The sequence below is a fragment of the Roseococcus pinisoli genome, assembly GCF_018413645.1.
Taxonomy (GTDB): Bacteria; Pseudomonadota; Alphaproteobacteria; order Acetobacterales; family Acetobacteraceae; genus Roseococcus; species Roseococcus pinisoli.
The window spans coordinates 988,756-1,014,762 of sequence record NZ_JAHCDA010000002.1 but is presented as its reverse complement, the minus strand read 5'-3'; the positions used below and the strand labels follow the sequence as shown (position 1 = coordinate 1,014,762).

24 protein-coding genes, 2 pseudogenes and 1 riboswitch are annotated in these 26,007 nt (G+C 69.3%); of the genes and pseudogenes, 10 read left to right on the top strand and 16 right to left on the bottom strand.

Annotated elements, in window-relative coordinates; translation table 11 throughout:
• Window positions 1-65 precede the first annotated feature (65 nt).
• Window positions 66-176: riboswitch (TPP riboswitch) on the top strand.
• A 48-nt stretch (window positions 177-224) separates the two neighbouring features.
• The gene (gene thiC, locus KHU32_RS13530; RefSeq protein WP_213670605.1) at window positions 225-2,039 is read left to right on the top strand and encodes a phosphomethylpyrimidine synthase ThiC; all 1,815 of its coding nucleotides are present in this window, start codon (window positions 225-227) and stop codon (window positions 2,037-2,039) included.
• A gap of 92 nt (window positions 2,040-2,131) precedes the next feature.
• On the opposite strand, the gene KHU32_RS13525 is transcribed toward thiC, so the two are convergent.
• From KHU32_RS13525 to KHU32_RS13515, 3 genes are all read right to left on the bottom strand, one after another.
• A complete protein-coding gene (locus tag KHU32_RS13525) occupies window positions 2,132-2,332 on the bottom strand; it encodes a hypothetical protein (protein WP_213670604.1) in 201 nt (66 codons plus the stop codon).
• 53 nt (window positions 2,333-2,385) lie between these two features.
• Window positions 2,386-3,402 carry an amino acid ABC transporter substrate-binding protein gene (locus KHU32_RS13520; protein WP_213670603.1) on the bottom strand — a complete coding sequence of 339 codons (1,017 nt, stop codon included), beginning with the start codon at window positions 3,400-3,402 and terminating at the stop codon, window positions 2,386-2,388.
• 252 nt (window positions 3,403-3,654) lie between these two features.
• Window positions 3,655-4,887: an ABC transporter substrate-binding protein gene (locus KHU32_RS13515; RefSeq protein WP_213670602.1), complete on the bottom strand. Its 1,233-nt coding sequence runs from the start codon at window positions 4,885-4,887 to the stop codon at window positions 3,655-3,657.
• A 328-nt stretch (window positions 4,888-5,215) separates the two neighbouring features.
• Here KHU32_RS13515 and KHU32_RS13510 point away from each other — a divergent pair, with 328 nt between their 5' ends.
• The 3 genes from KHU32_RS13510 to KHU32_RS13500 all read left to right on the top strand — a co-directional run bounded on the left by KHU32_RS13510 (window position 5,216) and on the right by KHU32_RS13500 (window position 8,793).
• A complete protein-coding gene (locus KHU32_RS13510) occupies window positions 5,216-6,694 on the top strand; it encodes an N-acyl-D-amino-acid deacylase family protein (RefSeq protein ID WP_213670601.1) in 1,479 nt (492 codons plus the stop codon).
• Window positions 6,691-7,107: a hypothetical protein gene (locus tag KHU32_RS13505; protein ID WP_213670600.1), complete on the top strand. Its 417-nt coding sequence runs from the start codon at window positions 6,691-6,693 to the stop codon at window positions 7,105-7,107. The genes KHU32_RS13510 and KHU32_RS13505 overlap by 4 nt, the downstream gene beginning before the upstream one ends.
• A gap of 84 nt (window positions 7,108-7,191) precedes the next feature.
• Window positions 7,192-8,793 (top strand): thiamine pyrophosphate-binding protein, encoded by a 1,602-nt coding sequence (locus KHU32_RS13500; protein WP_213670599.1) that lies wholly within the window; start codon window positions 7,192-7,194, stop codon window positions 8,791-8,793.
• A 45-nt stretch (window positions 8,794-8,838) separates the two neighbouring features.
• On the opposite strand, the gene queC is transcribed toward KHU32_RS13500, so the two are convergent.
• The 3 genes from queC to KHU32_RS13485 are packed head-to-tail and all read right to left on the bottom strand — an operon-like array spanning window position 8,839 to window position 10,951.
• Complete coding sequence (queC, locus tag KHU32_RS13495) at window positions 8,839-9,519, bottom strand: 7-cyano-7-deazaguanine synthase QueC (RefSeq protein WP_213670598.1); 681 nt, start codon at window positions 9,517-9,519, stop codon at window positions 8,839-8,841.
• Window positions 9,516-10,556: a tRNA epoxyqueuosine(34) reductase QueG gene (gene queG, locus KHU32_RS13490; RefSeq protein ID WP_213670929.1), complete on the bottom strand. Its 1,041-nt coding sequence runs from the start codon at window positions 10,554-10,556 to the stop codon at window positions 9,516-9,518. The genes queC and queG overlap by 4 nt, the downstream gene beginning before the upstream one ends.
• On the bottom strand, window positions 10,553-10,951 hold the full coding sequence (locus tag KHU32_RS13485) for a RidA family protein (RefSeq protein ID WP_213670928.1): 399 nt from the start codon (window positions 10,949-10,951) through the stop codon (window positions 10,553-10,555). Before KHU32_RS13485 ends, queG begins: the two co-directional genes overlap by 4 nt.
• Window positions 10,952-11,070: 119 nt before the next feature.
• On the opposite strand from KHU32_RS13485, the gene KHU32_RS13480 reads away from it, so the two are divergent.
• Window positions 11,071-11,820 (top strand): enoyl-CoA hydratase, encoded by a 750-nt coding sequence (locus KHU32_RS13480; RefSeq protein ID WP_213670597.1) that lies wholly within the window; start codon window positions 11,071-11,073, stop codon window positions 11,818-11,820.
• A 52-nt stretch (window positions 11,821-11,872) separates the two neighbouring features.
• Here KHU32_RS13480 and KHU32_RS13475 read toward each other — a convergent pair whose 3' ends face one another.
• From KHU32_RS13475 to KHU32_RS23535, 3 genes and pseudogenes are all read right to left on the bottom strand, one after another.
• A complete protein-coding gene (locus KHU32_RS13475; protein WP_213670596.1) occupies window positions 11,873-12,826 on the bottom strand; it encodes a Bug family tripartite tricarboxylate transporter substrate binding protein in 954 nt (317 codons plus the stop codon).
• A gap of 64 nt (window positions 12,827-12,890) precedes the next feature.
• Window positions 12,891-13,370: pseudogene (locus tag KHU32_RS23540) on the bottom strand (thiamine pyrophosphate-dependent enzyme); the annotation flags it as partial.
• Between the two features lie 222 nt (window positions 13,371-13,592).
• Window positions 13,593-14,516 (bottom strand): annotated as a pseudogene (locus KHU32_RS23535) (thiamine pyrophosphate-binding protein); the annotation flags it as partial.
• A 169-nt stretch (window positions 14,517-14,685) separates the two neighbouring features.
• Between KHU32_RS23535 and KHU32_RS13465 the strand changes: the two are divergent.
• From KHU32_RS13465 to KHU32_RS13445, 5 genes are all read left to right on the top strand, one after another.
• Window positions 14,686-16,131, top strand: a complete 1,446-nt coding sequence (locus tag KHU32_RS13465) for a circularly permuted type 2 ATP-grasp protein (RefSeq protein WP_213670594.1) — start codon at window positions 14,686-14,688, stop codon at window positions 16,129-16,131.
• Complete coding sequence (locus tag KHU32_RS13460) at window positions 16,125-17,066, top strand: alpha-E domain-containing protein (RefSeq protein ID WP_213670593.1); 942 nt, start codon at window positions 16,125-16,127, stop codon at window positions 17,064-17,066. The genes KHU32_RS13465 and KHU32_RS13460 overlap by 7 nt, the downstream gene beginning before the upstream one ends.
• Before the next feature lie 81 nt (window positions 17,067-17,147).
• Window positions 17,148-17,885 (top strand): peptidase, encoded by a 738-nt coding sequence (locus KHU32_RS13455; protein WP_213670592.1) that lies wholly within the window; start codon window positions 17,148-17,150, stop codon window positions 17,883-17,885.
• A gap of 78 nt (window positions 17,886-17,963) precedes the next feature.
• Window positions 17,964-18,749 (top strand): SDR family NAD(P)-dependent oxidoreductase, encoded by a 786-nt coding sequence (locus KHU32_RS13450; protein ID WP_213670591.1) that lies wholly within the window; start codon window positions 17,964-17,966, stop codon window positions 18,747-18,749.
• Window positions 18,750-18,810: 61 nt separating this feature from the next.
• On the top strand, window positions 18,811-19,623 hold the full coding sequence (locus tag KHU32_RS13445; protein ID WP_213670590.1) for an aspartate dehydrogenase: 813 nt from the start codon (window positions 18,811-18,813) through the stop codon (window positions 19,621-19,623).
• 41 nt (window positions 19,624-19,664) lie between these two features.
• On the opposite strand, the gene KHU32_RS13440 is transcribed toward KHU32_RS13445, so the two are convergent.
• The 7 genes from KHU32_RS13440 to KHU32_RS13410 form a co-directional block, all read right to left on the bottom strand.
• Entirely contained in the window at window positions 19,665-20,195 is a 531-nt protein-coding gene (locus KHU32_RS13440) for a chromate transporter (RefSeq protein WP_213670589.1), read from the bottom strand.
• The gene (locus tag KHU32_RS13435) at window positions 20,192-20,728 is read right to left on the bottom strand and encodes a chromate transporter (RefSeq protein WP_213670588.1); all 537 of its coding nucleotides are present in this window, start codon (window positions 20,726-20,728) and stop codon (window positions 20,192-20,194) included. The genes KHU32_RS13440 and KHU32_RS13435 overlap by 4 nt, the downstream gene beginning before the upstream one ends.
• The gene (locus tag KHU32_RS13430; protein ID WP_213670587.1) at window positions 20,725-21,243 is read right to left on the bottom strand and encodes a chromate transporter; all 519 of its coding nucleotides are present in this window, start codon (window positions 21,241-21,243) and stop codon (window positions 20,725-20,727) included. Before KHU32_RS13430 ends, KHU32_RS13435 begins: the two co-directional genes overlap by 4 nt.
• A complete protein-coding gene (locus KHU32_RS13425; protein ID WP_213670586.1) occupies window positions 21,240-21,896 on the bottom strand; it encodes a chromate transporter in 657 nt (218 codons plus the stop codon). The genes KHU32_RS13430 and KHU32_RS13425 overlap by 4 nt, the downstream gene beginning before the upstream one ends.
• The gene (locus KHU32_RS13420) at window positions 21,889-23,064 is read right to left on the bottom strand and encodes a M20 aminoacylase family protein (protein WP_213670585.1); all 1,176 of its coding nucleotides are present in this window, start codon (window positions 23,062-23,064) and stop codon (window positions 21,889-21,891) included. Before KHU32_RS13420 ends, KHU32_RS13425 begins: the two co-directional genes overlap by 8 nt.
• A 23-nt stretch (window positions 23,065-23,087) precedes the next feature.
• Entirely contained in the window at window positions 23,088-23,918 is an 831-nt protein-coding gene (locus KHU32_RS13415) for an NAD(P)H-binding protein (protein ID WP_213670915.1), read from the bottom strand.
• A gap of 278 nt (window positions 23,919-24,196) precedes the next feature.
• Window positions 24,197-25,912 (bottom strand): dihydroxy-acid dehydratase, encoded by a 1,716-nt coding sequence (locus tag KHU32_RS13410; RefSeq protein ID WP_213670584.1) that lies wholly within the window; start codon window positions 25,910-25,912, stop codon window positions 24,197-24,199.
• Window positions 25,913-26,007: the final 95 nt, after the last annotated feature.

The window sequence follows — 26,007 nt, the reverse complement described above, 5'->3', positions numbered from 1 at the left end:
TGCAAAGCCACGGCGCCGCGGCCTTCTCGATCCATTGACATCTCCCGTCGAAGCGGCGCAGGGTTCAGCCATCCAAGGGGGGCCCTTTCTGCAGGGCTGAGATTCCGCGAGCGACGCGGTGACCCTTCTAACCTGATCCGGGTCATGCCGGCGGAGGGATGGGAAAAATGGCGTTTTCGTCACCACCACCCTTCGTGTCGTTTTTTGCGAAGGGAGCACCAGAAATGCCAGACAGCCTGCCGCCACAAGGCCCCAGCGTCACCACGGGCCCGCTGCCCGCTTCCCGTAAAGTCCATGTCGCCGGCCAGATCCATCCGCAGATTCGCGTCGCCATGCGCGAGATCGACGTCTCCGGCGGAGAGCCGGCCCTGCGGGTCTATGACACCTCAGGACCTTATACGGATGGTCGTGTCGTCACCGATATTGGCCTCGGCCTTTCGCCGCATCGTCGGGACTGGATCATGGCCCGCGGCGACGTCGAGGCCATCGCCGGCCGCGAGCAGAAGCCCGAGGATGACGGCCTGAAGCTGGGCGAGGAACGCCGCGTTCCTCTCTTCGATCGTCAGGGCCGCCTGCCGCTGCGCGCCAAGGCCGGGAAGGCCGTGACGCAGCTGGCCTATGCCCGCGCCGGCATCATTACGCCCGAGATGGAATACATCGCGATCCGCGAGAATATGGGGCGGGCGGCTGCACTGGCTGGCAAGCGCGATGGCGAGAGCTTCGGCGCCTCCATCCCTGACCATGTGACGCCGGAATTCGTCCGCAGCGAGATCGCCCGCGGCCGCGCCATCATCCCGGCGAACATCAACCATCCCGAGAGCGAGCCGATGATCATCGGCCGCAACTTCCTCGTGAAGATCAATGCCAATATCGGCAATTCCGCGGTGTCGTCGTCGGTGGCGGAAGAGGTGGACAAGCTCGTCTGGGCCATCCGCTGGGGCGCCGACAATGTGATGGACCTCAGCACGGGCCGGAACATCCACACGACGCGCGAATGGATCCTGCGCAACTCCCCGGTGCCGATCGGCACGGTGCCGATCTACCAGGCGCTGGAGAAGGTGGGCGGCAAGGCCGAAGAACTGACCTGGGACATCTTCCGCGACACGCTCATCGAGCAGGCGGAGCAGGGAGTGGACTACTTCACCATCCATGCCGGCGTGCGCCTCGCCTATGTGCCGCTGACGGCCGAGCGCGTCACCGGCATTGTCTCGCGCGGCGGCTCGATCATGGCGAAGTGGTGCCTGGCGCATCATCGCGAAAGCTTCCTCTACGAGCGCTTCGGCGAGATCTGCGAGATCATGCGCGCCTATGACGTCTCTTTCTCGCTGGGCGACGGCCTGCGGCCCGGCAGCATCGCCGACGCCAATGACCGCGCGCAATTCGCCGAGCTCGAGACGCTGGGCGAGCTGACGAAGGTTGCCTGGGAGCAGGACGTGCAGGTGATGATCGAGGGCCCCGGCCACGTGCCGATGCACAAGATCCAGGTCAACATGACCAAGCAGCTCGAGGAATGCGGCGAGGCACCCTTCTACACGCTCGGGCCACTGACGACCGACATCGCGCCGGGCTACGACCACATCACCTCGGGCATCGGGGCGGCGATGATCGGCTGGTTCGGTTGCGCCATGCTTTGCTACGTGACGCCCAAGGAGCATCTCGGTCTTCCCGACCGTGACGACGTGAAGACGGGCGTGATCACCTACAAGATCGCGGCCCATGCGGCGGATCTGGCGAAGGGGCATCCGGCGGCGCAGATGCGCGATGATGCGCTCTCTCGGGCGCGCTTCGAGTTCCGCTGGCGCGACCAGTTCAATCTCGGCCTGGACCCGGAAACGGCGGAGAAATTCCACGACCAGACGCTGCCGGCGGAGGGCGCCAAGCTCGCGCATTTCTGCTCGATGTGCGGGCCGAAATTCTGCTCGATGAAGATCACGCAGGAGATCCGCGACGCCGCGCAGAAGGGCATGGACGAGATGAGCGCGAATTTCCGCGGCAATGGCGGCGCCATCTACCTGCCGCCAGTCGCTGCGGGCGACTGAAACGAAAAGGGGGAGGGCGCGCTGCCCTCCCCCCTACGTCCCGTGATCGCCTTCGGAGATCACGGTCAGCTTTTGCCCGATGGGGCTTTTTGTCAGGCGGAGGCGGAAGCCTCGCGCTTGTCCTTCACGCGCTTAAGGGCGCAGAGGCCTGCCACGCCGACCGCGCCGGTGAGGGCGACGCCCGTCACGGCCACGGCGGCCGCCGTGCCACCCGCCACGGCGCCGGCGGCAAAGGCACCGCCAATCGCCGCTTTCGCCAGGCGCCTTTTCGCGCGGAGCATTCTCAGGATCATGATCGATCTCCTTCGTGGATCAGATTGGTCCGGACCGCGCCCCGCGCAAGCTGTCACCGGAACGGAATGGCGTAGTGCAGGCCGCCCTGGTTCCACAGGCCGTTCAGGCCGCGCGCCAGCTTCAGCGGGCTGCCCTGGCCGAGATTGCGCTCGAAGACCTCACCATAGTTGCCGACCGCGCGAAGCATGTTCAGCGCCCAGGCATTGTCCAGGCCGAGGCGCGAGCCGAACTCGCCGGTCCGGCCGAGGAGGCGCTGCACGGTCGCATCCTGGCTGCTCGTGGCCTGCTGCTGGGCATTGGCCTGCGTTACACCGGTCTCTTCCGCCTCGATCAGCGCGTAATGGACCGAGGTGACGATGTTCGCCCACTGGTCGTCGCCGTTACGAACGAACGGGCCGAGCGGCTCCTTGCTGATGGTCTCCGACAGCACCATGAACTGGGCCGGGTTCGGCGCGACGGAGATGGCGCCGGCGAGGGCCGAGGCGTCCTGCGTCATCGCATCGCAGCGGCCGGCGAAGAAGGCCGAGTACATCGTGTCGACGCGCTCGAAGACGACGGGCTGGAAGCGGATGTTCCGGGCGCGGGAGATATCGGCCAGGTTCAGCTCGTGCGTGGTGCCCTGGGCGACGCAGACGGTCGCGCCGTTCAGGTCGTTCACGCGGGCCACGCCGGCATCGCGGCGGACGGCGAAGCCCTGGCCGTCATAGAAATTCACCGGCAGCTGGCGCAGGCCGATGGAATTGCCACGGAGGAAGGTCTGCGTGGAGTTGCGGAACAGCACGTCGATCTCGCCGGCCTGCAGCGCGGTGAAGCGGTTCTGCGCGGTCAGGGGTACGAAGCGCACCTTGGTCGCGTCGCCGAGGACGGCGGCGGCCACGGCGCGGCAATAGTCGGCGTCCAGGCCGCGCGTCTCGCCGCGGCTGTCGGCCGTCGAGAAACCGGCGAAGCCCTGGCTCACGCCGCAGATCAGCGTGCCGCGCTGGCGCACGGTGTCCAGCGTCGCGGCGGAAGCCACGCCGGCCCAGGCGGTGGCGACGGTGGCCGCTGCGAGCAGCAGATGACGGAACATATTGCGTTTCCTTCTTTCAGTGGCAGGAGGCGATGGCCGCATCCACGGTCTTGCCGGACGTTTCGGCGATGGTCTCGATCTCGCCCGGCGCGGTGATGTGGGGCGGGGCCAGCAATACATGGTCCCCGCGCTGCCCGTCCACGGGCCACCCGGGGCAGATCAACCCAGGCCGCGCCCGAAGGCGACGGCCTTTGCCCGGGCATGCAACCTGGGCTTGAGAACCAAGGCTTTCTGGTTGCGCCGCCGGGCCGCTCAGGTGCGGATCAGCGGGCAGCCGCCCTCGGCGAGGGGCCGGAAGGCCTCTTCCGTGCCGACCGTCGAGATCAACTTGTAGTAGTCCCATTCGCGCTGGCTCTCGGCCGGGCTCTTCACTTCGAAGAGATAGGCCGGGTGGATCTTGCGGCCGTCCTCGCGCACGCGGCCGGGGCCGAAAGCGTCGTCGTCTGTGGGCATGCGCTTCATGACATTGATGACCTCGATGCCCGAGGCCTTGGCGCGCGCCACGCCCACCTCCGCGACCGCCTTGAGGTAGTGGATCGCGCAGGAATAGGTGCCCGCATGCTCCTGTCCCGGCATGTTGGTCGGCGTGCGCCGCAGGATGCGCTGGGCGAGGCCGCGCGTGCGGTCGTTGAGGTCGTGGTAGAAGACCTCCGACAGCAACATGCCCTGCGCGGCCTCCAGGCCGATCGACTTGATGTCCTGCACGAACATGATCATGCCCGCGAGTTTCTGGCCCCGCCGCGTCAGGCCGAATTCATGCGCCTGCTTCACGCAGTTCTGCGTGTCGGCCGCCGCCATGGCGAGGCCGACCACCTTCGCCCGGCTCGCCTGCGCCTGGATCAGGAAGGACGAGAAATCCGTCGTGCCGGGGAAGGGGAACTTCGCGCTGCCGAGCATGCGTCCGCCGGCGCGGGTGACGAACTGCCCGGTGTCGCGCTCGAGCTGATGGCCGAAGGCATAGTCCGCCGTGATGAAGTACCAGCTGTCGCCGCCCGCGCGCACGGCCGCGCCGCCCACGACATTGGCGAAGACCCAGGTGTCGTAGGTCCATTGGATGGTGTGGGTGCTGCATTGCGGCCCGGTCAGCGCCGAGCTAGCCGCGCCGGAGGCGAGCTGCACCTTGTCCTTCTCGCGCACGAGGTTCGCGACGGCGAGGGCGACGGCGCTGTTGTTCACCTCGCAGATCATGTCCACGCCCTGCGTGTCGATCCAGCGGCGGGCGAGCGCCAGCGCGGCATCGGGGCGGTTCAGGTGGTCGCCCTGAACGACCTCCACGTTGATGCCGCGCTGCGCCACCCCGAGGTCCTCGATAGCCTGCTGCACCGCGGCGAAGGAGGTGGGGCCGGAGGTGTCGCGGTAGGGGCCGGAGAAATCCGCCAGCACGCCGATGCGGATGGTGTTGTCGCGGGGCTGAGCCCAGCTCTTCGCGGTGACGACGCTGCCCGCGGCCGCCCCGAGGGCGCCGCGACGGGTGATTTCATTCATTTTATTTCCATCCCTGCCTGTACCGGGATGCTGCGCGGGCGCGGTGCCCTCGTGCAAGTGTCATCAGCGGAAGACGGGATCGCCGACCTGCGGAAGATCATGGGGGTAGATGCCAGCCAATCCCGCGGCGCAGGAACATCCGGCCGGATCGCATGGACCACGGCGATGAGGGCCGCAGAGCGGAGCCTGAACAGAGGTTTTCTTGGGGTTTTGGGGCTGCATCGATGCGTCCCGGAGGTCAAGTCATACCATCCCAGATGGTGTGGGCTGACCCGATGGCGCAGCCGCCCGGCCTCGGGCATCATCGGTGAACCTAGAGGAGAGAAACATGACCCTTCGCTGCGACCTCGTCATTCGCGATGCCACCGTCTTCGACGGGACAGGCGCCCCGCGCTTCCGTGGCGACGTGGCCGTGGAGGGCGACCGGATCCTCGCTGTCGGCGACCTCGGAAGCATCGCCGGCCAGAAGGAGATCCAGGCGAAGGGCCGCGCGCTGGCGCCGGGCTTCATCGACGCCCATACGCATGACGACCGCCTCGTCACCTGCGGGCCGGAATGCGTGCATTGCAAGACCAGCCAGGGCGTCACCACCGTCGTCGTTGGCAATTGCGGCGTCAGCCTGGCCCCGGTGCGCATGACGAAGCGGCCGCCGCCGCCGCTGGACCTGCTGGGTGACGAGAGCTGGTTCACCATGGGAAGCTTCGGTGAATATGCCGAGGCGCTGCGCAAGCGGCCCACGGCCGTGAACACCTTCGCCTTCTGCGGCAACATGTCGCTGCGCGTGGAGGCGATGGACGGCGACGTCTATCGCGCCGCCAAGGACCACGAGATCGTGAAGATGCAGGACCGCCTGCGTGAGTCGCTGCGCGATGGCGCCTGCGGCTTCTCCACGGGCCTCTACTACCCGCCCAACACCCAGGCGACGACCGAGGAGATCATCGCCATCGCCGAGGTCGTGGCCGAGGTGGGCGGCATGTATGCCACCCATATGCGCGACGAGGCGGACCATGTGCTGGACAGCATCCGCGAGACGCTGCGCACCTCGCGTGAGGCGGGCGGCGAGACGGGCGCGCTCGACCTCGTCATCAGCCATCACAAGTGCAGCATGAGCGAGAATTTCGGCCGCTCGCGCGAGACGCTGGCGCTGATGGACGCCATGGCGCAGGACCAGCCGGTGGCCTTCGACGTCTACCCCTATCCCGCCGGCTCCACCGTCCTGATGCCGGACAAGCTGCGGCAGGACGTGCCGGTGCAGATCACCTGGTCCGTGCCGCATCCGGAGGTGGCGGGCCGCAACCTCGACGATATCGCGCAGGAATGGGGCATGACGCGCCGCGCGGCGGCCGACAAGCTGCTCCCCGCCGGCGCCATCTCCTTCTCGATGGATGAGGCGGACGTTCGCCGCATCATGGCGCATCCGCGCTCCATGATCGGCAGCGACGGCATCCCGCACGACGCCAAGCCGCATCCGCGCCTCTGGGGCACCTTCCCGCGCGTGCTCGGCATGTATGTGCGCGACGTGCAGCTCTTCAGCCTCGAGACGGCGATCCATAAGATGACGGGGCGCCCCGCCGGCATCTTCGGCCTGCCCGATCGTGGGACGATCCGCCCCGGCAACTTCGCCGACCTCGTGCTCTTCGACGCCGACCGCGTGCGCGACAACGCGACCTATGCCGAGCCCGACCGCGTCTCGGACGGCATCGAGCAGGTCTGGTGCAACGGCGTCGTCACCTACACGGAGGGTTCGGAGCCCGGCACGGCGGCGCCCGGCCGCTTCCTGGGCAATCCTCGCCTCAAGGCCGGATGAGAGTCGACCACCGGGCCTCGGCTCATCTGCAGAAGGGGACCAAGCGGCGCGCGCTGCTGGTCTTCCTGATCCTGGTCGCCTTGGTTGCGATGGTCGGCATCTTCTGGCCAAACCCTCGCAGCCGCACGCAGATCGAGCTCTATCTCCGGCAGGGCACGCGGCAGGGCGCGGAGCTGCTGATGCGCGACATCCGGCGGCTCTCGCCCGAAGGGCGGGATCCGGGGCCGGCGGTCCAGCATCTTGGTGCCCTCGGCTTGCAATGCGCCGCGCCGGAAACGACGGTGGGCGAATGGCGCTGCCTCATGCGCCGGCAGGCGGATAACCGGAAGCTGGTCACGATCGAGGCCGTCATTCGCGTGGATCACGGCGTCGTCGTCGGCAGTTCCGCGAGCATCACCGAAACGCCGCGCTGAGGCGTCCATCCAGGCGCGGGGGCGGGTTTGCCGGCGCCGCCCGTAGGGCTACACCTTGGCGACGAAATGATCCGGGGAACAGCCTTGCCGACAGCCGCCCAACGCCTGGTGGATTTTCTTGCCGCCCAGGGAATCGACCGCGCCTTCTGTGTGCCGGGCGAGAGCTACATCGCCCTTCTCGAGGCGCTGCACGACGCGCCGATCGACCTCGTGGTCAACCGCCACGAGGGCGGTGCGGGCTTCGCGGCCATCGCGGATGCCAAGCTCACCGGCCGCCCCGGCGTCTTCATGGTCAGCCGTGGCCCCGGCGCCTGCAATGCCGCCATCGCGCTGCACACCGCCGAGCAGGACGCCGTCCCGCTCATCCTGCTGATCGGGCAGGTGGAGCAGAAGGACCTCCGCCGCGACGCCTTCCAGGAGATCGACTACGGCCACATGTTCGGCCGCTTCTGTAAGTTCGTGGGCGAGGCGACGCATCCCGAGCAAGTGCCCGAGCTCATCGCGCGCGCCTATGCCATGGCGATGCAGGGCGTGCCCGGCCCTGTCGTGCTCTCGCTGCCCGAGGACGTGCTGGATATGGAATGCGCGGCCGTGGCCCCGCAGTACAGCCTGGCCTCGCCCGCCGCGGCCGCGCCTGCCGACATGGACCGGATCGCCGCGGCCATCGCGGCGGCCGAGCGTCCGATCCTGCTCGCCGGCCATGGTTTCGAGAGCCCCGAGGGTCGCGCCGCGCTCGCCCGCTTCGCCGAGGCCTGGCACCTGCCCGTCGCCGTGTCGTTCCGCCGGCAGGATCTCTTCGACAATCACAGCCCGCTCTATGCCGGCGATCTCGGCCTGCGGAACCCGGATGCGCAGCGCGAGGCCTTCGCTTCGTCCGACCTCATCCTGGCGCTCGGCACGCGGCTGACCGACATCACGACCCAGGGCTATTCCTGGCCGGCGCCGGGTCAGCGGCTGATCCATGTCTGCGCCGACCCGAAGCACCTGAACTGGCACTTCCCGGCGGAGATCGCGCTGGCGGCCGATCCGCTCGCGCTCATCGCGGCGATGCCGGCCTCGAACGTGCCGGCGGGGCGCCGCGAATGGGCGGCCAAGCTGCGCGCGCTGCATGTGGCGGACTGCCAGGTGAAGCCGAGCGACTGGCCGGATGGCCTCTTCTTCCCCGAGGTCGCGCAGGCGGTGGGCGCGGCGCTGCCGCCGGACGGCATCATCACGCTCGATGCCGGCACCTTCGGCGCGCCCTTCTACCGCAAGGTGAGCTATGCGCCCGGCCAGCGGCTGATCGTGCCGATCTCGGGCGCGATGGGCTTCGGCGTGCCGGCGGCGGTGGCGGCGACGCTGCGCCATCCCGAGCGCACCGTGGTCTGCGGCGTGGGCGACGGCGGCGTGCTGATGACGGGCGGCGAGCTGGCGGTGGCGGTGGAGCGGAACCTGCCCATCAAGCTGCTCCTGTCGGAGAATCTGGGCTTCGCCTCCATTCGTATCCATCAGGAGCGGCAGCATCCCGGTCGCGTCAGCGGCACGATGTTCGCCAATCCGGACTTCGCGCATTGGGCGCAGGCCTTCGGCATGCCCGTCACGCGGGTGAACACGCGCGATGACTTCGCCGCGATGCAGGAGGCCATCCGCAAGCCGGGTCCGGCGGCGATCCTGGTGAAGACCTCGATGCAGGCCGTGCTGCCCTGACGCAAACCCGGCCTTCGCGTCTCCGTGGCGCGAAGGCCGCTGCCCTCAGGGCGTCGGGGAATAGGCGTTCCAGCCTGCCGCGCGAAGGTCGCAGGCGGGGCAGTGGCCGCAGCCGTGGCCCCAGGGATGCAGCGTCTGCCGCTCGCCCTTGTAGCAGGAATGGCTCTCCACCCGGATGAGCTCCACCAGCTTCGACCCGCCGAGCGATTCCGCCAGCCGCCAGGTCTCGGCCTTGTCCAGCCACATGAGCGGCGTGTGCAGCACCAGGCGCGAGTCCATGCCGAGGTTGAGGGCCGCCTGCAGCGCCTTGATGGTGTCGTCGCGGCAGTCGGGGTAGCCGGAATAATCCGTCTCGCACATGCCGCCGACGATATGCTTCAGCCCACGCCGATAGGCGAGCGTGGCGGCGAACATCAGGAAGATGAGGTTGCGGCCGGGAACGAAGGTATTGGGCAGCCCGTCCTCCCGCATCGCGATCTCGGTTTCGCGCGTCAGGGCCGTCTCGCTGATCTGCCCGAGGACGCCGAGGTCGATCGTATGGTCCGGCCCCAGCCGGGGCGACGCCATGCCTTCGCGCAGCGCGTCGCGGCAGGTGAGTTCGACCGCATGGCGCTGCCGGTAGTCGAAGCCCACCGTCTCGACATGCTCGAAGCGTTCGAGGGCCCAGGCCAGGCAGGTCGCGCTGTCCTGCCCGCCGGAAAAGAGGACGAGGGCGCCCTTCGTCATGCCTGCAACCTTTCCACCGCCCATCGCGCCGCCTCGGCGACGACGGGGTCCTCATCTTCGCACAAGCTGCGCGCGGTGGGCAGCAGGGCCGGGTCGGCGCTGTTGGCGATCGCATTGAGCACGTTGCGCGTGAAGCGGTTCCGGCCGATGCGCTTGATAGGCGAGCCGGAATAGCGTGTGCGAAAGGCCGCATCGTCGAGCATCGCGAGCTCAGCGAGCGGGGGCGCGACCTCCGCGCCCGGCGCGAACTGGATTTCGGCCGAGGCGCGGGCGAATTTGTTCCAGGGGCAGACGGCCAGGCAGTCGTCGCAGCCATAGATGCGGTTGCCCATCGCCACGCGGAACTCGTGCGGGATGGGGCCGTGATGCTCGATCGTGAGGTAGGAGATGCAGCGCCGCGCATCCAGCCGGTAGGGCTGCGGGAAGGCCCCGGTGGGGCAGGCGTCGAGGCAGGCGCGGCATCGGCCGCAATGGTCGGTCTCGGGCGGATCGGGCGTCAGCTCCAGCGTCGTGTAGATCTCGCCGAGGAAGAGCCAGGAGCCATGGGTGCGGCTCACCAGGTTCGTGTGCTTGCCCTGCCAGCCGAGCCCGGCCTGCGCCGCCAGGGGCTTTTCCATGACCGGCGCGGTGTCGACGAAGACCTTGAGCTCGCTGCCCTTGAAGCGTCGCACCATCCATTGACCGAGCGCCTTCAGGCGCTTCTTCACGACGTCGTGATAGTCCCGACCCTGGGCATAGGCGCTGATCGTCGCACGATCGCGCTCCTCCAGGCTGGCGAGGGGGTCGTAGTCGGGCCCGTAATTGAGGCCGAGCGCGATGACGCTCACCACCTCCGGCCAGAGCTGGCGCGGCTGGGCCCGCTGCTCACGCCGGCCTTCCAGCCAGCCCATGCTTCCGTGCGCGCCGGACTCGAGGAAGGCGTCCAGCCGCGCGCGGGCGGCGTCGGGCAGGACGGCCTCGGTGAAGCGGGCGACGTCGAAGCCGAGGGCGATCGCCTCGGCGCGGATGGCCTCGGCGGCTTCGGTCGGCGGCGTCACCCCTTGGGCAGGATGGCCGTGGCCTCGAGCTCGACCTTGGCCTCCTCCTCCACAAGGGCGCCGACCTGCACCAGCGTCATCGCCGGGAAATGGCGCCCCATCACGGCGCGATAGGCCGGACCGAGCTCGGCCAGGTTCGCGCGATACTCGCCGATGTCGGTCACGAACCAGGTGAGGCGGGCGATATGCTCGGGCTTGCCGCCGGCCTCGGCCAGCACGGCGAGGACGTTGAGCAGCGCCTGGCGGACCTGCGGTACGAAGCCCTCGGGGAAGCGCCCGGCCGTGTCCCAGCCGACCTGCCCGCCGATGATGGCGAGCCGGCCTTCGCCCACCAGGCCATTGGCGTAGCCCTTCGGGGTGGGCCAGTCCTTCGGTTGCAGCGCGACGAGGCTCATGGGCGGAGGCTTTCGCAGGAGGGGGAGCGCCGTGCAAGGGCGCGATCCGCGCAAGACTACGACGGCAGGGGACGCCGGGCCATTGCCGCGTGCCCCGCGCCGATGGCAGGCTCCGGCCAATGAGCCAGATCCTGATCGAACGCCGCGGCGACGTGCGGCATGTCACCGTCGCGAACCATGCCAAGCTCAACACGCTCGGCTCGCCCCTGCTGGAAGAGCTGGCGCGGGCCTTCGACGTCGAGGGGGACATCCGCGCCGTGGTGCTGACCGGCGAGGGCGATCGCGCCTTCATCGGCGGCGCCGATATCAAGGAAATGGGCGCGGTCACGACGCCGGCCGGGGGCGAGGCCTTCATCCGCCGCGTTCATGGCGCCTGTGCCGCCATCCGCGCCTGCCGCGTGCCGGTGATCGCGCGCATCCAGGGCTGGTGCCTCGGCGCGGGGCTGGAGATCGCCGCGGCCTGCGACCTGCGCGTCTCCGCGACGGCGGGGCGCTTCGGCATGCCGGAAGTGCGCGTCGGCATCCCCTCGGTCGTGGAAGCCGCGCTGCTGCCAGGGCTGATCGGCTGGGGCAAGACGCGGCGCCTGCTGCTGCTCGCCGAGACCATCGCAGCCGATGAGATGGAGCGCTGGGGCTTCCTCGAGCGCGTGGTGCCGCTGGAAGGGCTGGATGGCGCCGTGGAGGAATGGATCGCCCTGATCCGCGAGGCCGGGCCGGTCGCCATCGCGAACCAGAAGGCGCTGATCCGCGAATGGGAGGATCTGCCGATGAGCCAGGCGATCAACGCCGGGATCGCCGCCTTCGCGAAGAGCTTTGAGACGAAGGAGCCCAACGAGATGATGGGCCACTTCCTCTCGCGCAAGCGATAGAAGGAAGCCCTGATCGGACACGCGTCCGATCAGGGCTGGTCTGCGCCTGTGATCAGTCCAGGCGCACGCCGGTCGCGCGGATCACCTCGCCCCAGCTGCGGACCTCCGAGCCGATGAAGGTCGTGAGCTCCTCAGGGCTGGAGCCGACCGGCACCGCGCCCGTGGCCAGCAGCCTGTCGCGGATGTCAGGCCTGCCGAGGCCCTCGCGCAGCGCGGTCGAATAGCGCGTGAGCAGCGGTGCCGGCGTGCCGCGCGGTGCAAAGACGGCGACCCAGCTGGAGGCCTGGAGCTCGGGCATGCCCAGCTCCCGAAAGGTCGGTACGTCGGGCAGGGCCGGGAAGCGCTCGTCCAGCGCCACGGCGAGCGGACGCAGGCGGCCAGCCTGCACGGCGCTGAGCGTGGACGAGATATTGTTGAAGGACGCGTTGACCTGGCCCGACATCAGCTCGGTCAGCAACGTGCCGGCCTCGCGGTAAGGCACGTTGGCGAGCTCGATGCCCAGGCGGAGCTTCATCAGGCCGCCGGCCAGCGTCTGTGTGCTCGCGGCGCCGAGCGAGCCGTAGGTCACGTGGCCCGGGCGGGCGCGGGCGTACTCCACGAATTCCTGGAAGGTGCGGGCCGGGAAGTCCGGCGCGACGACCAGCAGCGTCGGCAGCATGGTGAGCAGCGAGACGGGCGAGAAGTCGCGTTCCACGTTGTAGGGCAGGTTGGGCGCCGTCGCCGTGATCGAGAAGATCGCGGCCGTGACGAGCAGCGTGTTGCCGTCCGGGCGCGACTTGGCGACGAGATCGGCCCCGATGACGCCCGAGGCGCCGCTGCGGTTCTCGATCACCACGGCATGGGCGCCGACGCGCTCCTGCAGGATGGGAGCGAGGAGGCGGGCGGTCTGGTCGGTGCCGCTGCCAGGCGAGTTCGCGACGATCAGCCGGATGGTCGCTCCCTGCTGGGCGAGCGCGGGCGTCGCGAGCGCGGCGGGCGCCGCGCCGAGTAGAAGCCGTCGATGCATGAAATCCTCTCCATTGGTATAATGATTTGCGGAGAGGAATAGCGAACTCCGGCGATATGCCAAGCTATCCGCGCAAGGCCTTGATCTGCGCGGGATAGGAGGACGGATCGGTCCGCACATCGATGAGGCGCGGACCCTTGGTCGCGAGGGCCTCGGCAAGGGCCGTGCGCAGGCCCTCGGCGTCGTTCACGCGCCAGGAGGCGCCGCCCATGCCCAGCATCACCTGGGCGAAGTCGATCTCCGGCCAGTCCAGGGCGCCGCTGGGCAGATCACGGTCGCCCTTCTTGATGTCGATGAGCGAGAGCGTCGCGTCGTTGAACACGACGACCGTGAGGTTGAGACCCATGGCCGTCGCGGTCGCGAGTTCGCCGATTGCCATCAGCAGCCCGCCGTCGCCGGTCAGCGCGATCGCGCCGCGCGCGGGGTCATGCCAGGCGGCAGCGATGGCGGCGGGCAGGGCATAGCCCATGGTGGCGAGGCCGTTGGAGATGAGCAGGTCGCCGGGGCGCTCGGCCTGCCAGAAGGTGGTACAGGGGAACATATGCGCGCCCGCATCTACGGCCACGCGCGGATCGGCGCCCTGCTTGCGGCAGGCTTCCTGGGTGACGCGCACGAGCTCGGAGGGCGCCATGCCGCGATTGCCGCTGGCGGTGTTCCGCAGGCAAGCGAGCCAGGCGTCGCGCAACGCGACGAGGCGGCCGTCCGGCCAGGCGCGACGCGGCGCATCCTCGGCGAGGGCCGCCGCGGCAATCTCCCAGGCGCCCAGGATCTGAACCGCGGGCTTGCGGTATTCGAGCGAGCGCGCCGCCGTGGCGAGGTCCAGGATGGGCGCGTCGAAGCGCCAGGGCTGGGGGATGAATTCGACGGGATCGGCGCCGGCGAGGATGATGAGGTCCGCCTCGCGCAGCAGCGGCGCCTCGGCCTCGCCGCCGGTGAAGACGCCGCCGAAGAGGGGATGGGCATCCGGCAGCACGCCCTTGGCCTTGTAGGTGACGAGGCCGGGGCAGCCCAGCGCCTCCACCAGGCGACGGACCGCGGCGCAGCGCGCGGGCTCGGTCGCTTCCAGCCCGATGATCACCGCGGGCCGCTTCGCCGCGGTCAGCAGACGCCGCGCGGCCGCGAGATCGGATTCCGAAGGCGCAGCGAGGACGGGCAGCCGAAGCGGCGGCGCGTTGGGCGTGGGCGCCTTGGCGGCGTCGCCGGCTAGCTCCAGATAGGCAGGCCCGCGGGGCGCGGACATCGCCGCAGCGACGGCCTCGGCCGCTGCGGCCGGATGGCCGGCGACGCGCCGCTGCGCGCGGGTGACGGGCGCCATCATGGCGGCCTGGTCGAAGAGCTGGTGGGTGGCGATCGCGGCTTCGCGTGCCCCGAAGCCGTCGGCGATCAGGATGACCGGCGCGCGCTCCAGATCGGCATTGGCGACGCCATTGGCCGCGTTGGAGACGCCGGGGCCGCGCGTCGTCAGCAGGCCCACGGGGCGATGCGTGAGCTCGGCCACGGCCGAGGCCATGATTCCGGCGCCGCTCTCGGTGCGTGTCAGGACGAAGGGAATGCCGGCCGCCTTGGCCGCCGAGATGAGATCCAGGCTGGAGCCGCCGCCCGGCACTCCGAAGATGGCCGGCATCGCCGCCTCCGCGAAGCTCTGCACCACGGCATCGGCGCCAGTGGTGAGGCGCGACTGATCGTTCATTCCTGGATTCCCCTAGCTATCCCAACACCATAAGCGAGATGCTTCCGGCGCCCAACCTGCCCGGATTTTCGGCAGGTTCAAATCCAAGCTCCGCTTTTGCGGCCGGTCTGGCTTGCGCACCTCGCGTGGCTGGCTCCAATCTGGCGGGATCGACGGAGCCGGATTCTTCATGACAGGAAATGCGTTCGACGAAATGGGGGAGGGCGACCGGCTTCGCCCCGCCTACCGGGCCATCGCCGAGTGGCTCCGCAAGACGCCGCCGACTGACCTGGCGGCCAAGCGCGCCGAGGCGGAGGTGCTGTTCCGCCGCGTCGGCATCACCTTCGCGGTCTATGGCGAGGGCGGCGATCCTGATCGCCTCATTCCCTTCGACATCATCCCGCGTATCCTTGGCCGGTCGGAATGGGACGGGCTGAGCGCTGGTCTCTCGCAGCGGGTGAGGGCGCTGAACGCCTTCCTCGCCGACGTCTATGGCCGGCAGGAGATCCTGAAGGCGGGCAAGATCCCCGAGCATCTGGTGGTCGGCAACGAGCAGTTCCGCCCCGAGATGCGCGACTTCACGCCGCCCGGCGGCATCTACACGCATATCGCGGGCATCGACGTGGTGCGCACGGCGCCGAACCAGTTCTACGTGCTGGAGGATAATGCGCGCACGCCATCGGGCGTCTCCTACATGCTGGAGAACCGGGAGGCGATGCTGCGCCTCTTTCCCCGCCTGCTCGCGCAGCATCGCATCGCGCCCGTGAACCATTACCCGGAAGAGCTGCTGGCGACGCTGAAGGCGGCCGCGCCGGAGCGGGCAGGCCCCGATCCGACGGTCGCGATCCTGACGCCCGGCTCCTTCAACAGTGCCTATTACGAGCACTGCTTCCTGGCCGACGAAATGGGCGTCGAGGTGCTGGAGGGCGCGGACCTCACCATCGAGGACGACGTCGTCTACATGCGGACGACTGCCGGGCCGAAGCGCGTCGACGTGCTCTATCGCCGCATCGACGACGACTATCTCGACCCCAAGGCCTTCCGGCCGGACAGCATGCTGGGCGTTCCCGGCCTGATGGCCGCCTACAAAGCGGGCAACATCGCGCTCTGCAACGCGCCCGGCTGCGGCATCGCGGACGACAAGGCGATCTACCCCTACGTGCCGGACATGATCCGCTTCTACCTCGGCGAGGAGCCGAAGCTGGAGAACGTGCCCACCTATCTCTGCGAGCAGGAGACGCACCGGTCCTATGTGCTGGAGCATCTGCACGAGCTGGTGGTGAAGCTGGCCCAGGGCTCGGGCGGCTACGGCATGATGATCGGTCCGCATGCGACGCAGGCCGAGCGAGCGGAATTCGCCGCGCGCATCCGGGCCCGGCCGCAGGACTACATCGCGCAGCCCACCCTCGCGCTCTCCACCGTGCCGACGCTGGTGGAGGCGGGCATCGCCCCGCGCCACGTGGACCTGCGGCCCTTTGTCCTGAGTACGAAGGACGAGGTGCGCATCGTGCCGGGCGGGCTGACGCGCGTGGCGTTGCGCGAGGGTTCGCTGGTCGTGAACTCGTCGCAGGGGGGAGGGACCAAGGACACCTGGGTCCTGGACCGCGACCCGATGACGGGAGGCGTGCCATGCTGAGCCGCGCCGCCGAAAGCCTCTTCTGGCTGGGCCGCTACACCGAGCGTGCGGCCAATGTGGCGCGCGGCCTTGCCGTCGCGTCGCGCATGGCCAGCCTGACCGACGAGCTGAACGCCGAGAATGACCAGTGGCGCTCGCTGCTCGTCGCCGCGGGCTGCGAGCCGGCCTTCTTCCAGCATCACCGGGAGGCGACGGAGGAGAAGGTCGTCGACTTCCTGATCCGCGATCCGGGCAACTTCTCCGGCATCATCCCCTGCTTCGCGGCGGCGCGGCAGAACGGCCGCAGCGTGCGTACTTCGCTGACCGTCGACATGTGGAGTGCGCTCAGCGACAGCTGGACGCGGCTGCGCCACGTCACCCCGGCCGACTTCCAGGGCGAGAAGCTGCACGGTTTCCTGGAATGGGTGCGCGAGCGGGTGTTGCTCTTCAACGGCGCGGCCATGGACACGATGCTGCGCGGAGAGGCCTGGCTCTTCGTCCAGCTCGGCACGGCCCTGGAGCGGGCGGACGCCACCGCGCGTCTGCTGGACGTGAAGCACGACCTGCTGGGCGGGCCCTCGCGGGAAGTCACCGTCCAGCACGGCCAGTGCCAGGCGGTGCTGCAATCGGTCTCCGGGCTGCGGGCCTATCAATGGACCTATCGCGACCGGATCGAGCCGGGGCGCGTCGCCGAGTTCCTGATCCTGAACCGCGAGATGCCCCGCAGCCTGGCCGCCTGCTACGATCGGGTCTGCGAGGTGCTCGAGCTCATCGCCGCCGGCCAGGGCGGCCGGCGCGGCGAATGCCACCGGATGGCGCGCGCGACGCAGGCGGCGCTTCATGCCGGGCGGATCGAGGACATCATGCGGGGCGGGCTGCACGACTACCTGACGGAGACGATCAACGGCGTCGCGACCCTGGGCGGCGAGATCGAGGCGTTCTACATCCGCGCCTAGGGCCCGGCCCGCTGCGGCGGGCGTGATCCGGCGGGACCGATCGCGGCCCCGCCGCGCCTGTGCCCGAAGGGGAGACGGACGATGACCTATTGCGTCGGGATGCTGCTGAACGAGGGCATCGTCATGCTCTCGGACACGCGCACCAATGCGGGCCTCGACAATATTTCGACCTTCTCGAAGATGTTCGCCATCGAGCGGGAAGGCGACCGCGCGCTGGTGTTGATGACCGCGGGCAACCTCGCCATCACCCAGGCCGTCTGGAACCTGCTGCAGGCCGGCGTCTGGCTTAACGGAAGCTCGCAGACGCTCGCCGACGTGCCCGACATGTTCACCGCCGCCCAACTGGTGGGCGCGGCAGTGCGCCAGGTCGCCGCGATGGACAGCGCGGCGCTGGCGGCGCAGGGGCTCGGCTTCGATTGCAGCCTGCTGATCGGCGGCCAGATCGCGGGCGGAAGGCCCCGCCTGTTCCTGGTCTATTCGGCAGGCAACTTCATCGAGGCGACGGACGACACGCCCTTCCTGCAGATCGGCGAGCACAAGTACGGCAAGCCCATCCTCGATCGCGTGGTGACGCCGCAGACGACGTTGGTGGAAGGCGTGGCGCTGACCCTGATCAGCATGGACAGCACCATCCGCTCGAACCTCTCCGTGGCGCTGCCGCTGGACCTTTCGGTGGTGCGCGTGGACCAGCTGCGGATCTGCACCCGCCGGCGCATCACCGAGGACGATGCCTATTACCGGACGATCCGGGACGGCTGGTCCAACGCGCTGCGCGACGCCTATCTCGGTTTGCCCCGTCCGGACTTCGTGCTGGCCTGATCTGCCGGGCTTTCCGCCCCTTCTATGCCGCGCTCCGCAGCGGGGTTAGCCTCGCGCGAAATCGGGAAGGATGCCGACATGAATCTCACCATCGACGGCCGCAACGCGTTCATCACCGGCGGTTCCAAGGGTCTCGGCCTCGCCATGGCGAAGGCCTTTGCGCAGGCGGGCGGCAACGTCGCGATCGTGGCGCGTGGCGCCGAGGCGCTGGAGGCGGCGAAGGCCGAGATCCAGGCCGCCGCCCCCAAGGCCAAGGTCGCGGCCGTGCCGGCCGATATCCGTACCGCCGAAGGCTGCGCCGGCGCCGTGGCGGATGCTGTAAAGGCGCTGGGGCCCATCGACATCCTGGTCAACAACGCGGGCACCTCGCAGCGCGGGCCCTTCCTCGAAGTGGGCGAGGAGTTGTGGAAGGACGACCTGGACCTCAAGCTCATGGCCGCCGTCCGGCTGTGCAAGGGCGTGCTGCCGGGCATGAAGGCGCGCAAGTGGGGCCGCATCATCAATGTCCTGAACATCGGCGCGAAGGCACCCGCCGCCGGCTCCGCGCCCACGAGCGTCAGCCGCGCGGCCGGCATGGCGCTGACCAAGGCGTTGGCCAATGAATTTGCCCCGGACAATATCCTGGTGAACGCGATGCTGGTCGGCATCATCGAGAGCGACCAGTGGGTGCGCCGCCATGCGGCGGATAAGCGCAACATCACCTGGGAAGAGTGGAAGGCGGAGCAGGGCGCGCCCGTGCCGCTCGGCCGCATCGGCAAGGCCGAGGAATTCGCCGCCATGGCCCTGCTGCTGGTGAGCGAGCAATGCGGCTATGTGACCGGCACCGCCATCAATGTGGATGGCGGCCGCAGCCCGGTGGTGTGAGCCGCGCCCGCCAGGCGGCGAGCGGCTTGAAGACATGCGACCCTTTTGGTGATCGGAAGACATGGCAAAAGAACTTACGGTCGGCATCGCCGGCCTCGGCGCGATCGGGCTGCACCTCGCCCGTGCCCTTGATCAGGGCGTGGAGGGGCTGAAGCTCGTCGCCGTCAGCGCGAAGGACCAGGCGAAGGCCACGGCCAATCTGGCCGGCTTCCGGGCCAAGCCGGCCCTGGTGCCGCTGGCCGAGCTCGCGGCGCTCGCCGATATCGTCGTGGAGGCGGCGCCGGCGGCCGTTTTCGAGGAGGTGGCGACGGCGGCCATCACGCGCGGGCGCATCTTCGTGCCGAGCTCGGTCGGTGCGCTGCTGCCGCGCATGCAGCTGGTCGATCTGGCCCGGAAGACGGGCGCGCGCATCGTCGTGCCGACGGGCGCGCTGCTCGGCCTGGATGCCGTGCGGGCGGCCGCCGAGGGCACGGTCTCGACGGTCACGATCGAGACGCGCAAGCCGCCAGGCGGCCTCGCTGGCGCGCCCTATCTCGAGATCAACAAGGTTGACCTGACGGCGGTGGACAAGCCGTTGCTCGTCTTCAAGGGCAATGCCTTCGATGCGGCGCAGGGCTTTCCGGCCAATGTGAACGTGGCGGCTGCGCTGGCGCTGGCGGGCATCGGCCCCGAGCGCACCATGGTCGAGATCTGGGCGGATCCGACCGTGACGCGCAACACGCACACGATCCGCGTGGAAGCCGACGAGGTGCGGCTGACCATGACGATCGAGAATGTGCCGAGCCTGGAGAATCCGCGGACCGGCAAGATCACGCCGCTCAGCATCCTCGCCTGCCTGCGCGGGCTGACGAGCACGCTCAAGGTCGGCAGCTGAGAGGAAGACGTCGCCGGGAGGCCTGGCCTCCCGGCGCGCGCTCAATGCAGGAACAGCGCGCCGAGCACGGCACCGACGGCCAGCACCCAGAGCGGGCTGCGCCTGGTGCGCCAGACGAAAAGCGTGCTGCCCGCGCTGATGGCCACCGGCAGCCAGCCTTCGGCCGCACCTGATGCCAGCAGCAGGCCGGAGGCCGCGATGAGCCCGATGGCGATGGGCACCATCCCGCGCTCGAAGACGCGCATCCAGCGGGCGCCGGCCACCCTCCGCCGCAGCCGCGCGAAGGCATAGGCCAGCAGCGAGGTCGGCCCGCACATCGCCAGCATGGCGGACACCATGCCGATCGCGCCGGCGACGTGCCAGCCGATCAGCCCGACCACCATGATGTTCGGCCCCGGGGCGGCCTGGGCGAGCGCGTAGCGCTTGGCGAAGGCGAGGCCGTCCATCCACCCGTGGGATTCGACGACCAGCCGGTGCATCTCCGGCAGCACGGCGATGCCGCCACCCACGCTCAGCAGCGAGATGCCGAGGAAGCCGGTGACGAGCGGCCAGAGGTCGTCCTCGCCGGTCACCGGTCGAGCTCACGCCAGGCGGCGATGAGGCCCAGCGGCGCCAGCATCAGCAGCACATAAGGCATGCGGACCTTCAGTGCGGCGAGGGTGAAGGCGGCAAGGCCGATGCAGAGCAGCGTCCGCGAAGGGCGCAGCTTGGTGACCATCTTCACCGCCGTGCCCATCACCATGCCGGCGGCGGCCGCCGCGATGCCGGTCAGGATCGCGCGGACCAGCGGCAGCTGGCCGTAGGTGTCGTAGAGCGAGGCGACGGCGGCCAGCAGGACCATCGGCCCGGTGAAGAGGCCCAGCGCGCAGACGATCGCCCCCGTCGCGCCATGGAAATACGTGCCGATGCCGATGGCGGTGTTGAGGGCGTTGGGGCCGGGCAGCACCTGGCCGATGCCCAGGACCTCGGCATATTCCTGCTCGGTCAGCCAGCCCTTCTTCTCGACGAAGAAGCGCCGGGCCCAGGCATTGACGCCCCCGAAGGACGTCAGGCCGATCTGCAGATATCCAAGGAAAAGCGCGGTGCGGCTGGGCCGCTCGCTCACAGCAGCACCAACCCCACGAGACCGCCCGCCAGCAGAACCCAGAGCGGCGAGTATTTGGTGCGCCAGACGAAGAGTGTCGCGGCGATGACGATGACCAGCGCCGCCCAGCCCGTCACCGTCGCCTGCGCCATGATGAGGCCGGAGGCCGCGATCAGCCCGACGGCGATCGGCACCAGCCCGAACTGCGCCGGCTTCATCCAGGTATTGCCACGCAGGCGGATGGTCAGCCCCGCCATGATCCAGGCGAGGCAGGCGGCTGGAACCAGCATGCCGAGCGTGGCCACCATCATCCCGGCGGGCCCCGCGATGTGCCAGCCCATCACCGAGGCGGCGAGGATGTTCGGCCCCGGGGCAGCCTGGGCCAGTGCGAAGAGCTGCGTGAAGGTCGCGTCGTCCATCCAGTGATGCACGTCGACGAGCAGCCGGTGCATCTCGGGCAGAACGGCATTGGCGCCGCCGATCGCCAGGAGCGACAGGGTGGCGAAGGCGATGAGGATCTGTCCGAGCAGGATCACGGCTGGGGCTTCCGCGCGAGCCGGAGCGAGATCCAGATGCCGAGCGGCGCCAGGATCACCACGATCAGCGGCAGGGGCAGGCGCAGCCAGGCGGCCGCCCCCATGGCGAGGAGGCCGACGGCCACAAGCTGCACGGGTGGCTTCAGGTTGAAGCCCATCTTCAGCGCCATGCCGATGACCATGCCGGCCGCCGCGGCGGCCACGCCCGTCATGAAGGGCGCGACGCGCGGCAGGGCGCCATAGGCGTCATAGAGCATCGCGAGGACGATCAGGATGCAGAGCGGACCGATATAGAGGCCCGCCGAAGCCAGCAGGGCGCCGGGCAGGCCGTGGAAGCCCCGCCCGATCATCACCGCCGCATTGCCCACATTGGGGCCGGGCAGGATCTGTCCCATCCCAAGCACCTCGGCGTATTCGCGCTCGGTGAGCCACTGGCGTTCCTCGACGATCACATGCCGCGCCCAGGGGCCGACGCCTCCGAAGCCCAGCGCGCCGATCTTCGCGAAGCCGAGGAAGAGTTCGAGCCTGCCTGGAACCTTGGTGGTCGCCGCTGGCTGGGGCTGGTCCGCGGGGAGCCTTCCGGCCTTGACGCCGGAAGGGGAAGGGGCCTGCTGCCCCGGCCCTGCGGCCTGCTGGGAGAGGCTCTCAGCCACGGGGCAGGAGCTGCTCCGTCAGCGTCACCCAATAGCTCGCGCCCACGGGCAGGATCTCGTCGTTGAAGTCGTAGAGCGGATGGTGGACGCTGGGATCGCTGTCGGTCTTCCCGCCGCCGAGCATGAGGTAAGCCCCGGGCCGCTCGTTCAGCATGAAGGAGAAGTCCTCGGCGCCCATCGTGGGCTTGGCCATCTGCTGCACGCGCTCACCGGCGACCGACTGGGCGGCCTTGCGCGCGAGCTGCGTGCTTTCCGCCTCGTTGATCGTGGCCGGATAGGCGCGTTTGAACTCGGCCGTGGCCGAGGCGCCGAAGCTGGCGGCGATCCCGGTGACGAGCGACTTGAACTTCTGCTCGAGCAGGTCTCCCACCTCGGGCAGGAACCAGCGCGCGGTGCCGAGCATGGTCACCGTCTCGGGGATCACGTTGTAGGTGTGGCCGCCATTGATATGGCCGATGGTGATGACGCCCGCATCCGAGGCGTCGAGGTTGCGCGCCACCACCGTCTGCAGTGCCTGCACGATGGCGGCGGCGATCACGATCGGATCGTTGCCCTGGAAGGGCAGGGCGCCATGCGCGCCCTTTCCGGTGATCGTGACCTCGAGGTTGGCGACGGCGGCCATCACCGGCCCCTCGCGCCAGACGAAGGTGCCCGCCGGCGCGGTCGGCCAGTTGTGCAGGCCGAAGACGCGCTCCATCGGGAAGCGGTCGAACAGGCCCTCGGCGACCATCACGCCACCGCCGGCCAGGTTCTCCTCGGCCGGCTGGAAGATCACGTAGACGGTGCCGTCGAAGTTGCGCGTCTCGGCCAGGTACTTGGCTGCGCCGAGCAGCATGGTCGTGTGCCCGTCATGCCCGCAGGCGTGCATCTTGCCCGGAATGGTGGAGGCGTGCGGCAGGCCGGTGGCCTCCAGGATGGGCAGGGCGTCCATGTCCGCGCGCAGGCCGATGGCGCGGCCGGTCTTGCCGTTGGTGCCATGGATGACGCCGACCACGCCGGTCTTGGCCAGGCCCGTCACCACCTCGTCGCAGCCGAACTCGCGCAGCTTGTCGGCGACGATGCCCGCGGTACGGAACTCCTCGAAGCCGAGTTCCGGGTGCATGTGGAAGTCGCGGCGCCACTCCGTCATCTCGGGCTGGAATTCCGCGACGCGGTTGATGATGGGCATGGGGCGACGACTCCTCGTTTGCCTCAAGCAAACGTCCGACGCAGACCTTCGGCAAGAGGGCGGGGGGCGATGCCGAGAATTTCACGCATCGGGCCGACGCCGAAGTCCTTGTCCTCGGTCAGCCGGCGGATCTCCTCGGCGCCGATGCGGGGCAGGAACGGCAGGAGGCGGGTGATCGGGCTTGCCGCGATGAGAAGGCCGGCAGGCAGCGCCAGCACGGGCCGGGGCGGAAGGCCCGCCGCCCGCGCCACCTCGGCGCAGAAGTCGCGATAGGTCACGGCCTCGGGGCCGGCGATGGTGACGACTTGCGGGCCCGCCGCTTCCAGAGACGCGGCCGCGATCAGGCAGGCGGTCACATCGTCCTGATGGATGGGCTGCACCAGGTTCCTCCCGCCGCCGGGCAGCGGCAGGACCGGCAGGCGGCGCATCAGCGCAGCCAGGCGCTGGACGTTGTCCTCGCCCTCGGCGCCGTAGATCATGGTGGGGTGCAGCATCCAGCCGGAGCGGCCGCTCGCCAGGAAGGCGGCCTCGCCCGCGCGCACCCCGTCGCCATGATCGTCGGGCCAGCGGGAATAGCGCCGCGTGCTGCCCATGAAGACGAAGGTCGCGTCCTCGGGCGCGGCGGCCAGGATCGCGGGGATATTGCGGGCATGAGCGCAGGAGATGACGACCGACACGCCGGCCAGCGCCGCCCGCAGCGAGGCGGGATCCTGCAGATCGGCCAGCGCAGCCGGGGCGTCGATACCCAGGGCCTGCCATTTGGCCGTGCTGCGCACGACCGCGCGGAAGGGTTCGCGCAGCGCGCGGCACAGCGCCGAGCCCGATCTCCCGGAGGCGCCGATCACCGCGATCATGTTGGTCTGGGCCAGCTGCTTTGCCTCGGCATCGAGTGCGGAATAGGCCGCTTTGTCACCGATCAGGACAGCCCTGCCTATGCACCCCGCCCATTCCCGCGCGGCCTCGGGCGTGGGGAAGGGGCCTGAGGGGCGGCAGCAGCCAGGGTCGCAATAGGGATCGACATAGAAGCCCTCCGCACGGAGTGGCCCGTTGGCCACCCGCTCACCGCGTCGGTAGAAGCGAACGGGTTCGTCGAGGAGCCAGTTCGCACGGTCCCGGTCTGGCTCCAAGCCTTTTACCGGCCTTCGGGCAGGAGGAAGCGCAGATCCGCGCCCTGCGGCGCCTGGAGAACCTCGCGATGCACCAGCGCGTCCCAGCCGCGCTTGGGCTCGCTCTTGGCCTTCCACTCGGCACGGCGCTTGGCCAGCTCCGCCTCGTCCACCAGCAGGTCGAGGCTGCGATTCTCCACGGAGAGCCGGATGCGGTCGCCCGTCTTCACCAGGCCCAGCGGCCCGCCGGCCTCGGCCTCGGGCGAGATGTGCAGCACGACCGTGCCGAAGGCGGTGCCGGACATGCGGCAGTCGCTCATCCGCACCATGTCCTTCACGCCCTGGCGGGCCAGCTTGCGCGGGATCGGCAGGTATCCGGCCTCGGGGAAACCGGCGGTGCTCAGCGGGCCGGCGCCCTTGAGGATGGTGATATCGTCCGCGGTCACGTCCAGGTCGTCGCTGTCGATGCGGGCGGCCAGATCCTCGACGCCGTCGAACACCAGGCAGCGGGCCTCCTTCTCGAAGAGGCTGGGCGTGGCGGCGCTGCGCTTGAGGATCGCGCCGTCTGGCGCCAGCGAGCCGAAAAGCGAGACGATGCCGCCGACCGGCGAGACCGGCTCGTTGCGGGCCTTGATATAGGTGCGGTCGACGAAAGCCGGCCCGGCGCCGATGCGGTCGGCCAGGGTGACGCCGTCCAGGTCCTTCGTGTCGAGGTGCAGGAGGTCCCGCAGTTCATGCAGCAGGGCGACCATGCCGCCGGCCGTGTGGAAGTCCTCCATGTAGCCTTCGCCGGTGGGCTTCAGGTCGACCAGCACCGGCGTCGTGTCGGAGAGCTCGTTCAGGCGGTGGTAGTCGATCTTGATGCCGACGCGGCCGGCGATGGCGGCGAGATGCACCAGCGCATTGGTCGAACCGCCGAGGGCGAGCAGCACGCGCAGGGCGTTCTCGACGCTCTTCTCGGTGATGATCTCGTCCGGGCGGACGGGCTTGTGGATGAGGCGGACCGCCTGGGCACCGGCCTCTTCGGCCGCACGGAGGCGGTCGGAATGCACGGCGGGGATGCTGGCGGCGTCCAGCGGCATGAAGCCGAGGGTGCTGGTCAGGCAGGCCATGGTGCTGGCGGTGCCCATCACGCCGCAGGTGCCGGCGGTGACGGCCAGCGAGCCCTCGATCTCCTGGATGCGCTCGCCCGAGACCTCGCCGGCGCGGTAGCGCGCCCAGTAGCGGCGGCAGTCGGTGCAGGCGGCGAGCCGCTCACCCTGGTAGCGGTTGGCGCTCATCGGGCCGACCACGAGCTGCACGGCGGGCGTGCCGGCGCTGGCGGCGGCCATGAGCTGGGCAGGGACGGTCTTGTCGCAGCCGCCGATCAGCACGACCGAATCCATGGGCTGCGCCGCGATCATCGCCTCGGTGTCGAGCGCCATGAGGTTGCGGTAGTGCATGGAGCAGGGGGTCAGGTAGGGCTCGCAGAGGCTGATCGTCGGGAAGGCCAGGGGCAGGCCGCCGGCCATCAGTACGCCGCGCTTCACGGCCTCGATCAGCTCGGGCGCGGTGCGGTGGCAGTTGTTGAGGTCGCTGCCGGTGTCCACGATGCCGACCACCGGGCGCTTCAGCGCCTCGGCCGAATAGCCCATGGACTTCGCGAAGGAGCGGCGCAGGTAGAGGGCGAACTCCTTGTCGCCGTAGTTCGCCGCGTTGCGCGCCAGGCCCTTGGGCTCAGGCCCCTTCTTCTCGTCGCTCATGTGGTATCACTTCGTCACGTGTTGAGGCGTGTACGCTGCCCCATCTCGCGCTTCAGCGCCAGTTCCCGGGGCGCAAAGATGTAGGTATCTTGATA